This is a genomic window from Solirhodobacter olei (assembly GCF_004010155.1).
Lineage (GTDB): Bacteria > Pseudomonadota > Alphaproteobacteria > Rhodobacterales > Rhodobacteraceae > Solirhodobacter > Solirhodobacter olei.
In genome coordinates, this window is the sequence record NZ_RRYH01000021.1 from 1 (window position 1) to 16,039 (window position 16,039).

Sequence of the window (16,039 nt, forward strand, 5' to 3'; positions counted from 1 at the left end):
TGCTCGGCGATCAGCCACATGCAGAACATGTCCGCGCTCGACGCCGCCTATGCCGAGGCCGTCGTCGCCGGCGTCGTCAACACCCAGCCCGCCGCGCGCGAACGGCTCGAGGCCTTCGCCAACAAGACCGCCGCAAGGGTGCGACCGCAGGGCTGAGGGCGCGCCCTCAGCCCCCCGCCACGGCGAGGGTCAGCGGGTGCCCGGCCTCTTCCAGCCCCTCGATCACATTGAAATGGTGCCGCCCGGGATCGGCGACGAGCCGGGCCGCGACACCCTTCCGGGACCAGATGTCCGCCAGCAGCGCGGACTGGCGCAGGAACTCCGGCCGCTCCGCTGCCCCGACCCAGGCGGTCACATCGACGCCCGGGCGCGGCGCCTGCAAGGCCGGGCTTTCGGCCACCGCCTCCGTCGAGTCGAGGCCGAGCACGCCCGCCATCGAATGCAGCAGCAAGGGCCGCAGGTCGTGCAGCCCGCTGATCGACACCACGCGCTCCACCCGCGCCGCGATATCCTCCGCCAGCGGGCCTTCCGCGCAGACCATCCGCGAGGCCAGATGCCCCCCCGCCGAATGCCCGGTAAGCCGGATCGGCCCGGCGACCTGCGCCCCCGCCGCCGCCACCGCCGCGCCGATCTGCCGGGTCATCGCCCCGATCCGCGCCTCGGGGGCCAGGGTATAGCCGGGCATCGCCACCGCCCAGCCACGGGCCAGCGGCCCGGCGGCAAGATGTGACCAGCTCGACTTGTCGAAGGTGTGCCAGTAGCCGCCATGGATGAAGACGACGAGGCCACGCGGCGCGCCTTCGGGCAGGAACAGGTCGAACCGTTCGCGGGGAAGGTCGCCATAGGCGAGATCCTCCGCCCCGCATACGCCCGCGCGAAACGCCGCCGCCGCGGCTGCCCAGCGGGCCGGATACTCCGCGCCATCCGGGATATAGGCCCCGTTTGAAAACGCATCCTCCCAGTCGATCCCCGCATCCGCCACCATCGCCTGTCCCTCTCGCCTCTGTCATCTCCTGCACCCATGGCTAGGGGCAAACCGATCACCTTTCAAGCTTGAAGCAAAGCCCCGGAAGCGGATACACCGATGTGCAAGGCCGCCGCCCATCCCCGCGGACGGCCCCGGGCGGAAGGAGCGCGAGATGACCGACAAGACGGCATATGATCCCGGCACCGACGGGGCCGAGATGACCTTCCGGGGTGTCATGTCCTACGGCGACTACCTGCATATCGACCAGTTGCTCTCGCATCAGCGCCCGCTGACCGAGGCGCATGACGAGATGCTCTTCATCATCCAGCACCAGACCAGCGAGCTTTGGATGAAGCTCGCCATCCACGAACTCTCTGCCGCGCGGGAGGAGCTGAAGGCAGGCGCCACCGCGCATATGTTCAAGATCCTTGCCCGGGTCTGCCGCATCTTCGAGCAGCTGAATGGCGCCTGGGACGTGCTGCGCACCCTGACGCCCGCGGACTACTCGATCTTCCGCGAGGCACTCGGCCAGTCCTCGGGCTTCCAGTCCTGGCAGTACCGGATGATCGAATACGTGCTGGGCAACCGGAACCCCAACATGCTGAAGCCGCACGAGCATGTACCCGAGGTCCACCGCCGGCTGTCTGAAGAGCTTGACCGGACCAGCTTCTACGATGACGTGGTCCACCTGCTTTTCACCACCATCGATGGGCCCGATGCCGAGGTCCCCGCACCGCAGCTGCGCACCCCGCACCGGGCACTGCCGGAGATCCAGGCGAAGTGGAAGCAGGTCTACTGCGATATCGAGCGCTACTGGACCCTCTACGAGTTGGCCGAGAAACTGATGGACCTGGAGGATTACTTCCGCCGCTGGCGCTTCAACCACGTGACGACCGTCGAGCGCGTGATCGGCTTCAAGCGCGGCACCGGCGGCACATCCGGCGTGCAATACCTGCGCCGGATGCTGGAGGTGGAGCTTTTCCCCGAGCTCTGGCACCTGCGCGGGGAGCTCTGAACACCGCCCGGCCCGCGGCGAAGGGCGCGCATCCCGCGCGCCACACCGTTTCGTGGTGGACAGCCTTCCGTCCGCGGGCAATCTTGCGCCATGCCACACGATTCTCACGATCATGACCACGACGCCCACGCCCTGCTGCCGCCCGATCCGGCGCTGTGGGTGAAGGCGCTGGAAACACTCCTCTCGCGCAAGGGCTACGTCGACCCTGCCGCAATGGATGCGATCCTCGAATTCTACGAGGAGAAGATCGGTCCCCGCATCGGCGCCCGGGTCGTGGCCCGGGCCTGGTCCGATCCGGACTACCGCGCGGCCCTGCAGGCCGATCCCACCGCGACGCTCGCCGCCGACGGGCTGCTCGGCCGGCAGGGCGAACATGTGGTGGTGGTGGAGAACACGCCCGAGGTCCATAACGTCGTCGTCTGCACGCTCTGCTCCTGCTACCCGTGGCCGCTCCTCGGGATCCCGCCGAGCTGGTACAAGTCCGACGCCTACCGCGCCCGCGTCGTACGCGAGCCGCGCAAGGTCCTTGCCGAATTCGGGCTGGAACTGCCCGAGGGCCAATCCGTCCGCGTCTGGGATTCGACCGCCGAGATCCGTTACCTCGTCCTGCCGATGCGCCCCTCGGGCACCGAGGGGCTTGGGGCAGAGGCTCTGGCCGCCTGGGTCACCCGCAATTCCATGATCGGCACCGGCCTGCCGGAGCGCCCGGCATGACCCGCGTCCATGACATGGGCGGCCGATACGGCGACGGGCCGGTCGACCCGGCCCCGGGCGAGCCTCTCTTTCACGCCCCCTGGCAGCGCCGGGCAATGGCGCTGACGCTGGCCTTCGGCGCGCTCGGCCGCTTCAGCATCGACAGTTCGCGCTTCACCCGCGAGTCGCTCGCCCCGCGCGACTACAGCCGCTTCTCCTATTACGAGAAATGGATCGCGGCGGTGGCGAACCTCGCGCTCGCCTGCGGGCTGGTCACGCGGGAGGAGCTGGCCGGCGCCCCGGTGGCAGAGGCCCCGCTTGACCCCAAGGCGCTCCGCCCCGCTGCCGTCGAACCCGCGTTGCGGCGCGGCAGCCCCAGCCTGCGCGACGGCGCGGCGCCGCGCTTCGCCCCGGGCGATGCGATCCGCACCCGCCTGCCTGCGCGCAATACCCTTGTCGAGGGCGGCCACACCCGCCTTCCCGCCTATGCCGCCGGCCACACGGGACGGATCCTTCGCCGCCACGGCGCCCATGTCCTGCCCGACAGCAACGCCCATCGCCTCGGCGAGGCGCCAGAGCCGCTTTATGCCGTGGCATTCGACGCCGCCGACCTATGGGGCGCGGCGGAACGGGCGGGGGACGAGGTGATCCTGGACCTCTGGGAAAGCTACCTCTCCCCAGCGGAAGCAACCACATGAGCGATCCCCACGAGGTCACCCGCTTCGACGAGCCTTGGCATGCCCAGCTCTTCGCCCTGACGGTCGCGCTTTCCGAGGCGGGCCGGTTCTCGTGGCCGGACTGGACGGAGGCCTTCGGCGCCACTCTCGCCCGCCACGGCCTTTCGCGCGAGCTTGATGGCGGCGCGGATTACTACGCCGCCTGGCTCGAGGCGCTGGAGGGCCTGCTGGCCCGGCTCGACCTGGCGGAGCCCGGCAAGGTCGAGGCACTGCGCAACGCCTGGGAAGCCGCCTATCTCTCCACCCCGCATGGCAAGCCGGTGCATCTGGCCGACGAGGACGCAGCCTAGAATATGTCCGGTTCACCGGCCGCGCGGCCGAAATCGGATTGCAGGAAGTCGAAATCGCAGCCCTGGTCGGCCTGCGTCACATGTCGAGAATAAAGCCAGCCCCAGCCGCGCTCGAAGCGCGGCTCGGGTGGGGTCCATTCGGCTCGGCGGCGGGTGAGTTCCGCCTCGTCCACCAGCATGTCGAGCCGGCGGGCGGCAAGATCGAGGCGCACGGTGTCGCCGGTCCTGAGCAGCCCCAGCGGCCCGCCGACGAAGCTTTCCGGCGCGACGTGGAGGACGCAGGCGCCATAGGAGGTGCCCGACATCCGCGCGTCGGAGATCCGCAGCATGTCGCGGTAACCCTGCTTGATCAGCGCCTTGGGGATCGGCAGCATCCCCCATTCCGGCATCCCCGGTCCCCCCAGCGGCCCGGCGTTGCGCAGCACCAGAACCGTGTCCGGTGTGACCGCGAGATTTTCGTCGTCGATCGCCGTCTTCATCTCCGGATAGCTGTCGAAGACCAGCGCCGGCCCCTCGTGCCGGTGGAACTTCGGATCACAGGCCGCGGGCTTGATCACCGCGCCATCCGGGCAGAGGTTGCCGCGCAGCACGGCCAGCGAGCCCTCGTGATAGACCGGGTTCGAAAGCGGGCGGATCACGTCGTCATTATAGACCTCGGCGCCCGCGAGGTTCTCGCCGAGGCTCCTGCCGGTCACCGTCAGCGCGGAGGTGTCGAGCCGGTCCTCCATCTGCTTCATCAGCGCGCGCAGCCCGCCCGCGTAGAAGAAGTCCTCCATCAGGTACTCCGTGCCCGAGGGGCGGACATTGGCGATGAGCGGGGTGACCCGCCCCAGCGCGTCGAGATCGTCGAGGTCCAGATCAATGCCGGCGCGGCGCGCCATGGCGATCAGGTGAACGACGGCATTGGTGGAGCATCCGGTCGCCATGGCGACGATCGCGGCGTTCTTCACCGCCGCTTCGGTCACGATCCGGCCGGGGGTCAGATCCTCCCAGACCATCTCCACGATCCGCCGTCCGCAGGCCGAGGCCATGCGCTGGTGGCCCGAATCCACCGCCGGGATCGAGGAGGCGCCAGGCAATGTCAGCCCCAGCGCATCGGTGATCGCCATCATGGTCGAGGCGGTGCCCATCGTCATGCAGGTCCCGGCCGACCGGGCGATCCCGCCCTGAACGCCCAGCCATTCCTCGTCACTGATATTGCCGGCCCGCCGCTCGTCCCAATACTTCCAGGCATCCGAGCCGGAGCCGAGGACGCGGCCGGCATAATTGCCGCGCAGCATCGGCCCGGCGGGCAGATAGATCATCGGCACCCCGGCCGAGAGCGCCCCCATCACCAGCCCCGGCGTGGTCTTGTCGCAGCCCCCCATCAGCACAACGCCGTCGAGCGGATGCGAGCGGATCATCTCCTCGGTCTCCATCGCCAGCATGTTGCGGTACAGCATCGAGGTGGGCTTGGTGTAGCTCTCGTCGACCGACAGCGCCGGCATCTCGACGGCAAAGCCACCCGCCTGCAGCACCCCGCGCTTCACGTCCTTCACGCGCTCGGGGAAGTGCGCGTGACAGGTGTTCAGCTCCGACCAGGTGTTCAGGATGCCGATGACGGGCTTGCCCTGATACTCCTCGTCCGAATAGCCAAGCTGCATCATCCGCGACCGGTGGCCGAAACTGCGCAGATCGTCCGGCGCAAACCAGCGCGCGCTCCGCAGGTACCGCCCTCTTTCGTCGCCCTTCGCCAAACCAGCCCCCCTCGATGCTCTTCGGGCTGGAGTGCATGCACACGCCCAAAAGCCCGCCATTTGATCTGGCCGGTGACCACATCAATACATATTATTATTACATCATCATAGCTTACGAATGAACCTGCCGCCCGAAGGCGGCCTGGTTCCTCCGCCTCGCCCCTTCAGTCGCCCGCCCGGGGCACGTAGCCCGCCAGATCCACCGGCGTCAGCAGCGGCCGGCCCGCGAAGAAGGCGGCGAGGTTGTCCACCACCAGCTGCGCCATCGCATCGCGCGTCTCGACCGTGCCGGAGGCATGGTGCGGATAAAGCGTCACGTTGCGCAGCGCGACGAGCCGCGGCTCGGCCGTCGGCTCCTCCTCGAACACGTCGAGTCCTGCATGGCCCAGCCGCCCGGCCGCCAGCGCCTCGATCAACGCCTCCTGGTCGACCGTGCTGCCGCGCGAGACATTGACGAGGAGGCCCTCTGGTCCCAGAGCCTCGATCACCTCGCGCGAAATGATGCCCCGCGTCGCCGGTCCGCCGGCGAGGGCGACAACGAGGTGGTCGCACTCCCGCGCGAGGGTCACCAGATCGGCCACCTGCCGCCAGGGCGTGGTTTTGGCGCTGCGGTTCCAGAAGGCGATCTGTAGCCCGAAGACCTCGGCGCGGCGCGCGATGGCCTGCCCGATGGTGCCCAGCCCGACGATTCCCAGCCGCGTGCCGGCCACCCGGCGCTGCAGCGGGTACATCCCCTCGCGCACCCATTCGCCGGAGCGGACATAGGCATCCGCCCCGACCAGCCCGCGCCGGGCGGCCAGCAGAAGGAGTATCGCCGTATCGGCCACGTCGTCGCAGAGCGCGGCAGAGGTATTGGTCAGCGCGATCCCACGCTCGGCCAGCGCGGCCAGGTCGAACCCCTCGAAACCCGCCGAGGCGCAGGCGACGATCCCGAGCTTCGGCATCGCCGTCAGCATCTCGCGGGTCAGCGGCACATGGCCATTGGTCGCCAGGGCCCGGCATGCGGCGCCGTGCGCGGCCAGGAAGGCCGCCGGGTCGTCGGCACGGTCCCAGCGGTGAACGGTATAGGCCGCCTCCACCTGCACCATCGCCCTGGGGCGCAGGTCGTGCAGCATCATCAGATCCGGCTTGGTCATAGCTCGCCCCCTCAGCGCCTGTTTGCCCGGCGTCATTCGCCGAAGGCCGCCAGATGCACGTCCTTCGCGCGCCGGTAAAGGCCGATGATCGTCTCGCCCGGGAAGACCGGCGCGCCGCCGCAGCCGGTCGGGCCCTTGATCCCGATCGCGACGCCCATCAGCTTGTCGCGGGTGACTTCCTTCATCTCGATCTCCTCAGGCAAGTTCCGCAGGCCGCAGGCCAGCGGGAACGTTCCGATAGCAGACAGAGCGCAGGAAGCGCCGGATGGAAAGGGCTCCAGCCGAGGGCGCCCCGAAATTGGCGGGCCGGAGCGGAAGATGATCCGGGGCGCCGTGCGCGTCCGCCGGCAAACTGGTCGTGCGGCGATGATGAACGCCATGCCTGTGACACCCCGAGGCGCTTCCGTTGCGCGGGCGCGGGTTGACCACGGGTCCGCATGGCCGGCCCGGCCCGCAGAACCTGACCTTCGCGTCACGGGCAAGGCCTCCGGCCGATGACCAGCGGTGGGTCGGCAACACCCGGTGTTCCGGCTATGCTCATTGAAAGGGCGTAATCAGCTTCGATCGGAGGCAAGGCATGGGCGATGAAGATACGGGCGCCAACGTGAGCGGCAGGATGTGGGCGGTCGTCACGATGGGGACAGGCGGATACGAGCAGCTCGTGTACCGGCAGGTCCAGGTCCCGAAGCCCGGCCCGGGCGAAGTGGTGCTGGCCGTGCTCGCAGCCGGCATCAACAACACCGACATCAACACCCGGCTGGGCTGGTATGCTTCCTCCGTCACGACGGGCACGGATGACGCCCCGACGGAACCGAACCACACCGACGGCGGCTGGAGCGGGGCAACGCCGTTTCCCCTGATCCAGGGCACCGACTGCTGCGGCAGGGTCGTATCGGTCGGCCCGGGCGTGGAGCCGGGCAGGGTCGGTTCCCGCGTTCTGGTCCGGTCCTGCATGCGCAAGGCCGGGTTCGGCTCGATGGACACCGTCTGGCTCGGATCGGACTTCGATGGCGCCTTCGCGCAATACGTCAAGGTGCCTGAACAGGAGATATTCGCGGTCGACTGCGACTGGAGCGATGCGGAGCTTGCCACCATTCCCTGTGCCTACGGAACCGCAGAGAACATGGTTCACCGCGCCCGTGTCGCCCCGGGCGAGCGCGTGCTGGTTCCCGGCGCGTCGGGCGGCGTCGGCTCTGCCCTGATCCAGCTTATCAAGCGGCGTGGCGCCGAAGTGATCGCGGTCACGAGCGCCTCCAAGAAGCAGGCGGTCACGGAGATCGGCGCAGATCGCGTCCTGCTCCGGGACGATGACCCGGTTGCCGCCCTCGGCGAAAACAGCGTCGACGTCGTGATCGACAATGTTGCCGGGCCGGCCTTCGGCGAGATGCTGAAGGTTCTCAAGCGCGGCGGGCGCTACGTGTCCTCTGGCGCGATCGCAGGCCCGGTCGTCCAGCTGGACATGCGCGACATGTATCTCAAGGACATCACCCTGATCGGCTGCACCGCATGGGATGAGCCGGTCTTTGCCAACCTGATCTCCTATATCGAGAAGGGCGAGATCCGCCCTCTGCTGGCGGGCACCTACCCGCTCGACCGGATCGCCGAGGCGCAGCGCGCGTTCCAGGAGAAACGGCACGCCGGCAAGATCGTCCTGCTCCCCGCGCCCTGATCGTCGGTGCCGCCATCCGGGGTCCGGGCATTCAGCGGACGGGCTAATCCCAATGATGGCACGGGACGTATTGGCACCGCCTGGTCAATTTAACTGCACCCCCAGAAGGGCCGAGGCTTCGGCCACGAATTCGTCGCGTTCCGCGGCGATCCAGGCAAGGAACGCACGCATCGCCCGGTTGGGACGCCGGGTCTTTGGCCAGATCACGCGATACATGTAGGAGCCCCGGCGCATCACGCGGGGACCAAGGGGCGCGACAAGCCGGCCCTCGCGCATGTCGTTGAACACCTCCGTCAGGCCGGTCAGCACCAGTCCCGCCCCCGATACGGCCGTATTTTGGCCGGTGGTGTGCTGACCGCCGAACGGGTCCGTCGAGGTCAATCCGAAATCCTTCATCCACGCTGCCCAGTCACGCCATTCCGGGTCGGTCGTCCGGTCGTACAGGATGAAAAGCGGCACGCCGGTTAGGTCACGCGTCTCCTGGGTGATCCCGTGCGCTTCCGCGAAGCCCGGCGTGCAGACGGGAAGATAGCAGCCGTGACAGATTTCGAGCGCGTCGAAGCCTTGGCCCGCATCGCGTGAAAAACGGATGGCCATGTCGATGTTTTCCGCGCGCAGGTCGACCAGCGCGTCACTCGCCTCGATCTTGATCTCGATATCGGGATAGGCCCCGTAAAACGACGTCAGCCGGTTGGAAAGCCAGTGGTCGAGGTAATGGTAGGTCAGCGAGATGGTCAGATGCCGGCCGTCGCGCCCGCCGCGCAACTGGGCCAGCGCCTCGTCTACTGCGCCAAAGCCCATGGTCAGCTGCTCGGCCACCTCGCGGGCCTCCACCGTCGGCCGCACGCCCGATGGAAGCCGGTCGAACAACCGCAGGCCGAGGTAGTCTTCCAACCCTCTGAGTTGCTGTCCGATCGCGCCGACGGTCACGCCGAGTTCATCGGCGGCCGCGCTGAAGGTGCCGCAGCGCAGGGTCGCTTCGAGGGCTCTGAGTGCATTCAGGTGCGACAGCTTCATGAGGCACTATAGCAGAGATCGAGATGTCTAAAGAAAATCTGACCTGACCTTGCGGCAAAGCGATGGAATGCTCTGTGCGGTACTCAGGAAAAAGGGACTGTGCGATGAAACGCTATGTGATCGAACGCGACATCAACGGGGTCGGCGCGCTCAGCGATGAAGAGCTCGCAGGGGCCGCGAAGACCTCCAACGCGGCGCTCGCCGAACTGGCGCCGCGGGTACAGTGGGAACATTCCTACGTCGCCGGGGACAAGACCTTCTGCATCTATCTCGCCGAGAACGAGGATGCGATCCGCCGCCACGCCGAGATCAGCGGCTTCCCCGCGACGAAGATCACCCTTGTCTCGGGCATCATCGACCCGACGACAGCGGGCTAGGCAGCCCCGCGGCGCGCATCGGCCCAAGGCCTGCGCCACAGGTGCCCGCCAGGCCCCAGTGGCGCAGGTTCAACGCCGGAGCATCCGTCTGAGGCTGAGCGCGAGGATCACGATACAGCCAAGCAGAAGCAGCCCGGCCCCCGCCAGCGGCATGAGGCCGCCCAGCCGTACAGCCAGCGCCACGATCACGATCAGCCCAAGGACCTGCAGCGCGAGGTTGCCGTCATCGACAAAAAGCCCCAGCAGCTCGCTGAATATCGACTTGATGAATTGCATCAGACGGCCTCCTGCCGGCCGCAGGTCCCGTTCATCACGCTGACCGCGACAAGCGAAACGATGAGCAGAATGACCAGTATGGCCAGGATGGACAGATCGGCGCCGGGCCAGGCGGCCCCGAGGCCCTCGCCCGTCCAGAAGATCCCGAAGGACGTCAGCATCAGCCCTACGGCGAATTTAAGCGTGTTCTCCGGCACGGTGCTGAGCGGCTTGTGAACGACCGCCCCGACCAGCAGCACCGCGACGGCCGCGGCCAGCGCCCCGAGTCCCGCGATCCAGGTCATGTGATGCGCGGTGCCGACGGCGATGACGATGAAGACCACCTCCACGCCTTCGAGAAGCACGGCCTTGAAGGCCGCCATTCCCGCCAGCCAGTCCGCGCGCTTGTCGGCGGCAAGCTTCGTCAAGGCGTCGGTTTCCTTGGCAAAGGCGGCTTCCTCATCGTGCAGTGCGATGAACCCGCTGGCACGCAGGATTGCCTTTCTCAGCCAGCGCATCCCGAACAGGACGAGCAGCGTGCCGACCACGAACTGCATCACTCCGAGGGGGATCAGCGCGAACAGCGGGCCGAAGATCAGCACCAGCACGACGAGCAGCCCGAGCGCGGCGAATGTGCCCGTCAGCGCCGGCCGCCAGCTTCGCGTCAGCGCCACGGCCAGCACGATGGTGAACGCCTCGACGACTTCGACGACAGAGGCGAGGAATGCCGCCGTCAGCGTCGGGAGGATGGAGGTGAGGTGCATATCAATCCTTTCGATCTCGGTGCCGGCCTTTCGGCGGCATGAAGGCTTGCCCAGGCCCGGGCCTCAGCTTCTGTCGTTCGTCTCCCCGGCCCCTGCAGGGCGCCGCGTTCCGCGTTTGAGCCAGTTGCGATCGACCTGGCCGCGCAGGCGGCTCAGGGCGTCGAGGCTCGCGACGGCGCCCGCGCGGTTCCTCGCGGCAAGGCCAAGCGTCAGGGCCTCGATCAGCACGAGCGTCGCGCCATGAAGCGCCAGGTGGTCCGACCGGCCCCGCGGCACGTACAGCACCGTCTCCACCCGAGAGCCGATCAGCGGGCCGAGACTGTCCGAGATCAGAACGACCTTCGCCCCGACCTCCGCCGCATGGTCCAGCAGGACCTCGACCTCCCGATAGACTGGCGCATAAGCCAGCATCAGGACAACGTCACCCGAGGTGACCCAGGCCAGCTTGTCGGCCATCCCGACGCCCGCGGAGGTCATCGCCATAGTGCGCAGGCCGATGCGGTTGAACTGAAGCGCCACGTAGTCGGCGATACACCCCGAGGGCCCGATGCCGAACACGTGCCGCGTTGGGGCGCTGCCGATCAGCTCGACCGCATCGGCAAAAGCCTCGGCCAGATCGGGGCGGCGCAGCGCGTTCACCCCGTCTTCGTGCAGATCGAGCAGGTGATGCAGGATCGCCGCCGGCTCTCCCGTCGTCGCATCGAGCGTCCGCGACAGCAGACGCGAGGGCGAGGACGCGCCGGTCAGCTCGGCCAGCAGATCCTCACGAAGATCCGGCAATCCGGCATAGCCGAGCGATCGCGCCGTGCGCACGACGGTCGCGTCGCTTGTCCCGGCCGCCTCGGCGATCAGCGCGGCGGAGTTCAGCACCACCACGTCCTTGTGGGCCGCGAAGAACGTGGCCACGCGCGCCTCGGAAGGCGGCAAACGCGGAACTATAGCCTCGACGCGCCGATCGAACGGCAGCCGGTCGTTACCCTCTCGTCCCATGGCGCGCCTTCTCAGGATATTTCCGGATCATTCACTACAGATTTTACAACTTGAACCAAATGCTACAACCCAAATCGTGGACCCATTCGGCTGACCATCCTGCGTGTCGGCCCTTGTCTGATCTCCCAGCGTCTGATGTCCCTCGGTCGCTTGCGGGACCGCACCGCTAGTCTTCCCGAAAAACCAGGCACCGCGCCCAGTCCACGTGGAAGGCAACGCGCTCCCCCGCCGCGATCCGGCGGTCGAGCCGGAGGTGGATCGTGCCGCCGGGCAGATCCACAAGCGCCTGCCAGCCGCCGCCGGCATAGCCGCAGACCCTTACCCTGCCGGCCAGCGTGCCGGGCCCCTCATCCATCGGCGTGAGCCATTGCGGCCGCAGGAAGAGCTGCGCCTTTCCGGGGGCCTGCCCGACCGGGCGCGGCGCCCGGGCGCTGCCCCAGACAAGCGCATCGTCCGTGACCTCGACCGGGAAGGGCCCGGCAGCCCCGGTGAAATGCGCGACGAACGGTGTAGCCGGGTGGTCGTAAACCCTGTCGGGCGCGTCGATCTGCAGCAGATTGCCGTTGTGCAGAACACCGACCTGATCGCCAAGAAAGAAGGCCTCTGACTGGTCGTGCGTGATGTAGAGCGCCGCAATGCCGGCGTCGCGTACCGTCGCGGCGATCATGTCCCGCAGCTCGTCGCGCAGTTTCGCATCGAGGTTGGACAGCGGCTCATCGAACAGCAAAAGCCGCGGCTGCGCCGCCAGCGCCCGGGCAAGCGACACGCGTTGCTGCTGTCCGCCCGACAGTTCGTGCGGATAGCGCGCGCCAAGCCGGTCGAGGCCGACCGCCGCCAGCGCCGCGGCACCGGCCGCGCGCCAGTTCGGCACGCGTCTTTCACGCAGGGGCAGGCCGACGTTGTCGGCCGCCGTGAGATGCGGCCAAAGGGCGTAATCCTGGAACACCATGCCCAGCGCGCGCTGCTCCGGGGTCGCGAACCGCGGCCCGGCGTCATCCACAAGCGCACCGGAAACCGCGATCTCTCCGCCATCGAGCCGCTCAAGACCGGCCACCAGCCGCAGAAGGCTGGTCTTGCCCGACCCGGACGGCCCGAGAAGGCACAGGATCCGGCCCGGCGCCAGATCGAGAGAGACGTCGGCGACCGCCCGGGTCTGCCCGTAACTCTTGCGCGCGTTGCGGATTTCAAGGGCGCGGGCGCTCATCGGGTCGGCTCCGTTGAAAGGCGCTGCCATGCGCACGGCGTCAGCCGGGCGAAGGCGAAGCGGGCGAGAAGAACGGCGCCCCCGACCATCGCGATGGCGGTCAACTGCAGCGCGGCCTCGGTTTCGAAGTTGAAGCCGTGCAGATAGGCGATCAGCGCGACGGCAAGAGGCGGCGAGCCGGGCGGGTAGAGCAGCTCCGACGCCGGAAGTTCGAACACGATATGGCTGGCCGTCAGCAGGAAGGCGAACATGATCGGCGTCGCCAGAAGCGGCAGCCGGATCCGGAGCCAGCGGCGCCCGGCGGAGACGCCGTGAACCGCCGCGGCCTCGTGCATGCTGCGGTGTTGCTGGCCCACTGGGCCAAGCAGCATGCGAGAGGTGACCGGCAGGGCGCCGGTGACATAGGCCATCGCCAGGGCTGCGGAGGTGCCGTAAAGCGGCAGCCAGGGCTGGTTGAACGCGAAGATGTAGCCCGCCGCAAGGATCAGGCCGGGCAGCGCCATGATCGTCAGCAGCCCCCAGTCGAGAACGCGCGCAAGCCCGGTCGGCCGCATCAGCGCCAGTGCCACCCCGAGGCCAAGCAGAATGGCCCCAGCCGAAGCAACGAGCGACAGCTTGGCCGAGTAGAGCAGCGCCCCGAAGACCTCGGGCACCCGGAACACGTTGGCGTAGTGGGCGAAGCTGATGTTCGACAGCGAGAAGGGCTTCGAGATGTCCCCGACGAGGGAGACGGAGTCGGCCGAGAAGACCGGGATGCCGAGCGCGAGCGTCATCACCACCGCCACGCCCCCCAGCTGTACCGCGATCTGGCCCCGGGAGAGCCGGCGACGGCGCGGCGGGCGGGCGCGTCCGGTGATGATGCGGTAGCGCTCCGCCCGGCGGTTGACGCGGGTCTGCAGCCAGACGGCGGGAAGAACGAGGCTGAGGAGCAGCCAGCTGTCCGCCGCGGCGAGCCCGAAGTTGAGGGGCATCGCATTGAGCGCCGCGTAGATCGAATAGGTCGCCATCGGAAAGTTGACCCCCGCGGCCAGCGTGTCGGCGACACCGAAATCCGCCAGCGACTCGGCATAGACCATTGCGAAGGCGGCCAGGATGCTGGGGACCAGCAGGCCAAGCGCCAGCCTGACCCGCGTCCGGCCGGAAATCCCGTGGACCCGGCCGGCCTCGTCGATCTCCTCGGGCACGGCCAGCCAGGCCGCGACAAGCGTGAGATAGGCGAAGGGAATGAGCTTGAGCCCCAGCACCAGCATCACGCCGAAGGCGCTGATCATGATCGTCGAGGCCCAGGGCATGTCGATCAGCCCACCGGGCGCCAGCAGGAACTGCCAGCCGACAGCCATGAAATAGGAAGGCAGCAGCAGGATCGCCCAAACCGCGCCCTCGATCAGGCGCCGCCCGGGCAATGTGGTGCGGCTGGTGAGCCATGACAGCCAAAGCCCGGTCGAGGTGGCGATCACCCCTGCCCCCGCTCCGATCCACATGGAGTTCAGGAGTGCGCGCAGGTTGTAGCTGCTCAGCGCCTCCGCAAAGCTGTGCAGGCTGACGATACCGCCGCTTGCGGTCTGCCCGAACAGGTGGGGAAAGACCGCGAGGGCCAGGAAGCTCAGCAGCGGATAGCCCAGCAGCAGCGCCACGATGGCAATGCCGAGCAGCGGCAGGATCAGCCGCTTCGCCATACGCCCGCCATCCCGAAGCAGGACGGCCGGGGCCGTCCGGCCCCGGCGGAGACGCGGGGGCATGACCCCCGCGAACCCGTTATCTAAATCTTCCGAGCTCATCTGCTCAGTGGACGATGTTGTTGGTGAACCAGGTAACGACGCTCGCCTCGCGCGGCCCCCAGACCATCGGGTCCAGATACTGCGTCTTCAGTGTCGCGACCGACACGACACCGGCATCGGCCTTTTCGCCTTTGACCACCGGGTTGAAGAGCGAGTCGCCGCCCGCATCGCCGGTCAGCGCGATCTTCTGCCCCTCGGGCGACATCACGAACTGAATGAACCGCTCGGCTTCCTTCTGAACCTCGGGCGAGGCTCCGGAAGAGATCGCGATGGTGCGCGGCAGCAGGCTGACCGGGTTCGGATAGATGATCTCGAAGGGCTTACCCTTGATCTTGCGGCCGATGCCGGCGCTGTCCTGCGCGATGGCGACCGAGGTCACGCCGAGGCCGAGCGCACGCAGGTTCGGGCCATTGGTATCGAAGACCTTCACGTCGTTGGCCTTCATCTTCTTCCACCAGGCTTTGCCCTGATCGACACCGCCCTGCCACTGCATCATGCCGGCGACCATCGGGTAGGTGGGCCCGGAAATCGCCGGGTTGTTGATGCCGACCTTGCCCTTGAACTGCGGCTTGAGCAGATCGTCCCAGCTGGTCGGCCAGTCAGCCTTGTTCGGCAGTTTCTTGGTGTTGACGACGATCGCGCCGGCGACCGAGACGGCCGTGGCGGTATAGGCGTGATCCTTCGGCTGCAGCTCGGCGCCGGTCGCGGTCCAGTCGGCCCTGGGCGCGAAGGGTTTCAGTAGCCCCTGGCTGGCCAGGGCGCGCATTCCCTGGGCCCCGTCGACCCAGATGACGCCCCATTGCGGGTTCTGCTTTTCCGCAGCGACCTTGGCCAGAAGCGGGCCGGTGCTGCCGTCGACGACCTTTGTCGGGATGCCCGTGGCCTTTTCAAAGGCCTTGCCCATCGCGGTGTCGTAGCCAATCGCGGCATAGACGACGAGCGGCTGGGCCGCATTGGCGGCCGAAGCAACGCCGCAGGCAATGGCGGTGGTGGCGGCGAGTATCTTGAGCGAGATGCGTGAGCGCATGAATTCCTCCTCAGCGGGAATTGCGGTCAGACAGTGCGGATGACTGACCCACGGACTTCAGTTTCACAAAGGCCTTGCCGCTCTCGCATACGAGCGATTCATTACGTGCACGTGACAGTTCTGTAGTGTTTGCGACGAGGCGCCAGGGATCACACGATCGTGAGGTCGCTCCAATCGCGACCCAAAGGATTGCCTGAAGTCATCGACCCAGCATCGCTTCAAAGCCCGACGCAAGAAGTGCTGCCGAAGAGCCGCAATAAGGCATGAGGGATTTCAATACGGCTGCCAGTCAGCCGAATTGGGTTTGAGATCATATGAATTCAAAAAATTGAATATTATTTGCACGGCCATAATTACCCCGGATGAACAATACAATACATTGAT

The 16,039-nt window shown here is 67.4% G+C and carries 17 protein-coding genes and 1 pseudogene; 7 read left to right on the plus strand and 11 right to left on the minus strand.

The features are described from left to right. A pseudogene (locus tag EIP85_RS14960) lies at positions 1 to 156 on the plus strand (enoyl-CoA hydratase); the annotation flags it as partial. Positions 157 to 166: 10 nt separating this feature from the next. Here EIP85_RS14960 and EIP85_RS14965 read toward each other — a convergent pair. Next, a complete protein-coding gene (locus tag EIP85_RS14965) occupies positions 167 to 985 on the minus strand; it encodes an alpha/beta hydrolase (RefSeq protein WP_127903023.1) in 819 nt (272 codons plus the stop codon). Positions 986 to 1,139: 154 nt separating this feature from the next. Here EIP85_RS14965 and EIP85_RS14970 point away from each other — a divergent pair, with 154 nt between their 5' ends. From EIP85_RS14970 to EIP85_RS14985, 4 genes are all read left to right on the plus strand, one after another. Further along, the gene (locus EIP85_RS14970; RefSeq protein WP_127903024.1) at positions 1,140 to 1,982 is read left to right on the plus strand and encodes a tryptophan 2,3-dioxygenase; all 843 of its coding nucleotides are present in this window, start codon (positions 1,140 to 1,142) and stop codon (positions 1,980 to 1,982) included. A gap of 90 nt (positions 1,983 to 2,072) precedes the next feature. Then, positions 2,073 to 2,696: a nitrile hydratase subunit alpha gene (nthA, locus tag EIP85_RS14975; RefSeq protein WP_127903025.1), complete on the plus strand. Its 624-nt coding sequence runs from the start codon at positions 2,073 to 2,075 to the stop codon at positions 2,694 to 2,696. Beyond that, the gene (gene nthB / locus EIP85_RS14980) at positions 2,693 to 3,373 is read left to right on the plus strand and encodes a nitrile hydratase subunit beta (protein ID WP_127903026.1); all 681 of its coding nucleotides are present in this window, start codon (positions 2,693 to 2,695) and stop codon (positions 3,371 to 3,373) included. Before nthA ends, nthB begins: the two co-directional genes overlap by 4 nt. Next, the gene (locus EIP85_RS14985) at positions 3,370 to 3,702 is read left to right on the plus strand and encodes a nitrile hydratase accessory protein (RefSeq protein ID WP_127903027.1); all 333 of its coding nucleotides are present in this window, start codon (positions 3,370 to 3,372) and stop codon (positions 3,700 to 3,702) included. Before nthB ends, EIP85_RS14985 begins: the two co-directional genes overlap by 4 nt. Here EIP85_RS14985 and araD read toward each other — a convergent pair. From araD to EIP85_RS22835, 3 genes are all read right to left on the minus strand, one after another. Continuing rightward, positions 3,699 to 5,438, minus strand: a complete 1,740-nt coding sequence (gene araD, locus EIP85_RS14990; protein WP_241560057.1) for an L-arabinonate dehydratase — start codon at positions 5,436 to 5,438, stop codon at positions 3,699 to 3,701. The two genes, EIP85_RS14985 and araD, sit on opposite strands and share 4 nt — an antisense overlap. A gap of 164 nt (positions 5,439 to 5,602) precedes the next feature. Continuing rightward, positions 5,603 to 6,574, minus strand: a complete 972-nt coding sequence (locus EIP85_RS14995; RefSeq protein WP_127903029.1) for a 2-hydroxyacid dehydrogenase — start codon at positions 6,572 to 6,574, stop codon at positions 5,603 to 5,605. A gap of 32 nt (positions 6,575 to 6,606) precedes the next feature. Next, positions 6,607 to 6,759, minus strand: coding sequence for a hypothetical protein (locus tag EIP85_RS22835; protein ID WP_164871753.1), 153 nt, complete (start codon positions 6,757 to 6,759; stop codon positions 6,607 to 6,609). Positions 6,760 to 7,151: 392 nt separating this feature from the next. Between EIP85_RS22835 and EIP85_RS15000 the strand changes: the two genes are divergently transcribed. After that, entirely contained in the window at positions 7,152 to 8,243 is a 1,092-nt protein-coding gene (locus EIP85_RS15000) for an alcohol dehydrogenase family protein (protein ID WP_241560058.1), read from the plus strand. A gap of 84 nt (positions 8,244 to 8,327) precedes the next feature. Here the strand turns inward: EIP85_RS15000 and EIP85_RS15005 are convergent, their stop codons facing one another. Further along, positions 8,328 to 9,260 carry a LysR substrate-binding domain-containing protein gene (locus EIP85_RS15005; RefSeq protein WP_127903030.1) on the minus strand — a complete coding sequence of 311 codons (933 nt, stop codon included), beginning with the start codon at positions 9,258 to 9,260 and terminating at the stop codon, positions 8,328 to 8,330. 104 nt (positions 9,261 to 9,364) lie between these two features. On the opposite strand from EIP85_RS15005, the gene EIP85_RS15010 reads away from it, so the two are divergent. Then, a complete protein-coding gene (locus tag EIP85_RS15010; RefSeq protein WP_127903031.1) occupies positions 9,365 to 9,637 on the plus strand; it encodes a DUF4242 domain-containing protein in 273 nt (90 codons plus the stop codon). 69 nt (positions 9,638 to 9,706) lie between these two features. Here EIP85_RS15010 and EIP85_RS15015 read toward each other — a convergent pair whose 3' ends face one another. From EIP85_RS15015 to EIP85_RS15040, 6 genes are all read right to left on the minus strand, one after another. After that, positions 9,707 to 9,913 carry a hypothetical protein gene (locus tag EIP85_RS15015; protein ID WP_127903032.1) on the minus strand — a complete coding sequence of 69 codons (207 nt, stop codon included), beginning with the start codon at positions 9,911 to 9,913 and terminating at the stop codon, positions 9,707 to 9,709. Beyond that, complete coding sequence (locus EIP85_RS15020; protein WP_127903033.1) at positions 9,913 to 10,656, minus strand: COG4280 domain-containing protein; 744 nt, start codon at positions 10,654 to 10,656, stop codon at positions 9,913 to 9,915. The genes EIP85_RS15015 and EIP85_RS15020 overlap by 1 nt, the downstream gene beginning before the upstream one ends. 63 nt (positions 10,657 to 10,719) lie before the next feature. Next, entirely contained in the window at positions 10,720 to 11,646 is a 927-nt protein-coding gene (locus EIP85_RS15025; protein ID WP_127903034.1) for a MurR/RpiR family transcriptional regulator, read from the minus strand. 166 nt (positions 11,647 to 11,812) lie between these two features. Further along, positions 11,813 to 12,850: an ABC transporter ATP-binding protein gene (locus EIP85_RS15030; protein ID WP_127903035.1), complete on the minus strand. Its 1,038-nt coding sequence runs from the start codon at positions 12,848 to 12,850 to the stop codon at positions 11,813 to 11,815. After that, positions 12,847 to 14,526, minus strand: coding sequence for an ABC transporter permease (locus EIP85_RS15035; RefSeq protein WP_164871754.1), 1,680 nt, complete (start codon positions 14,524 to 14,526; stop codon positions 12,847 to 12,849). Before EIP85_RS15035 ends, EIP85_RS15030 begins: the two co-directional genes overlap by 4 nt. A gap of 106 nt (positions 14,527 to 14,632) precedes the next feature. After that, positions 14,633 to 15,655, minus strand: coding sequence for an ABC transporter substrate-binding protein (locus tag EIP85_RS15040; protein WP_127903037.1), 1,023 nt, complete (start codon positions 15,653 to 15,655; stop codon positions 14,633 to 14,635). Positions 15,656 to 16,039 lie beyond the last annotated feature (384 nt).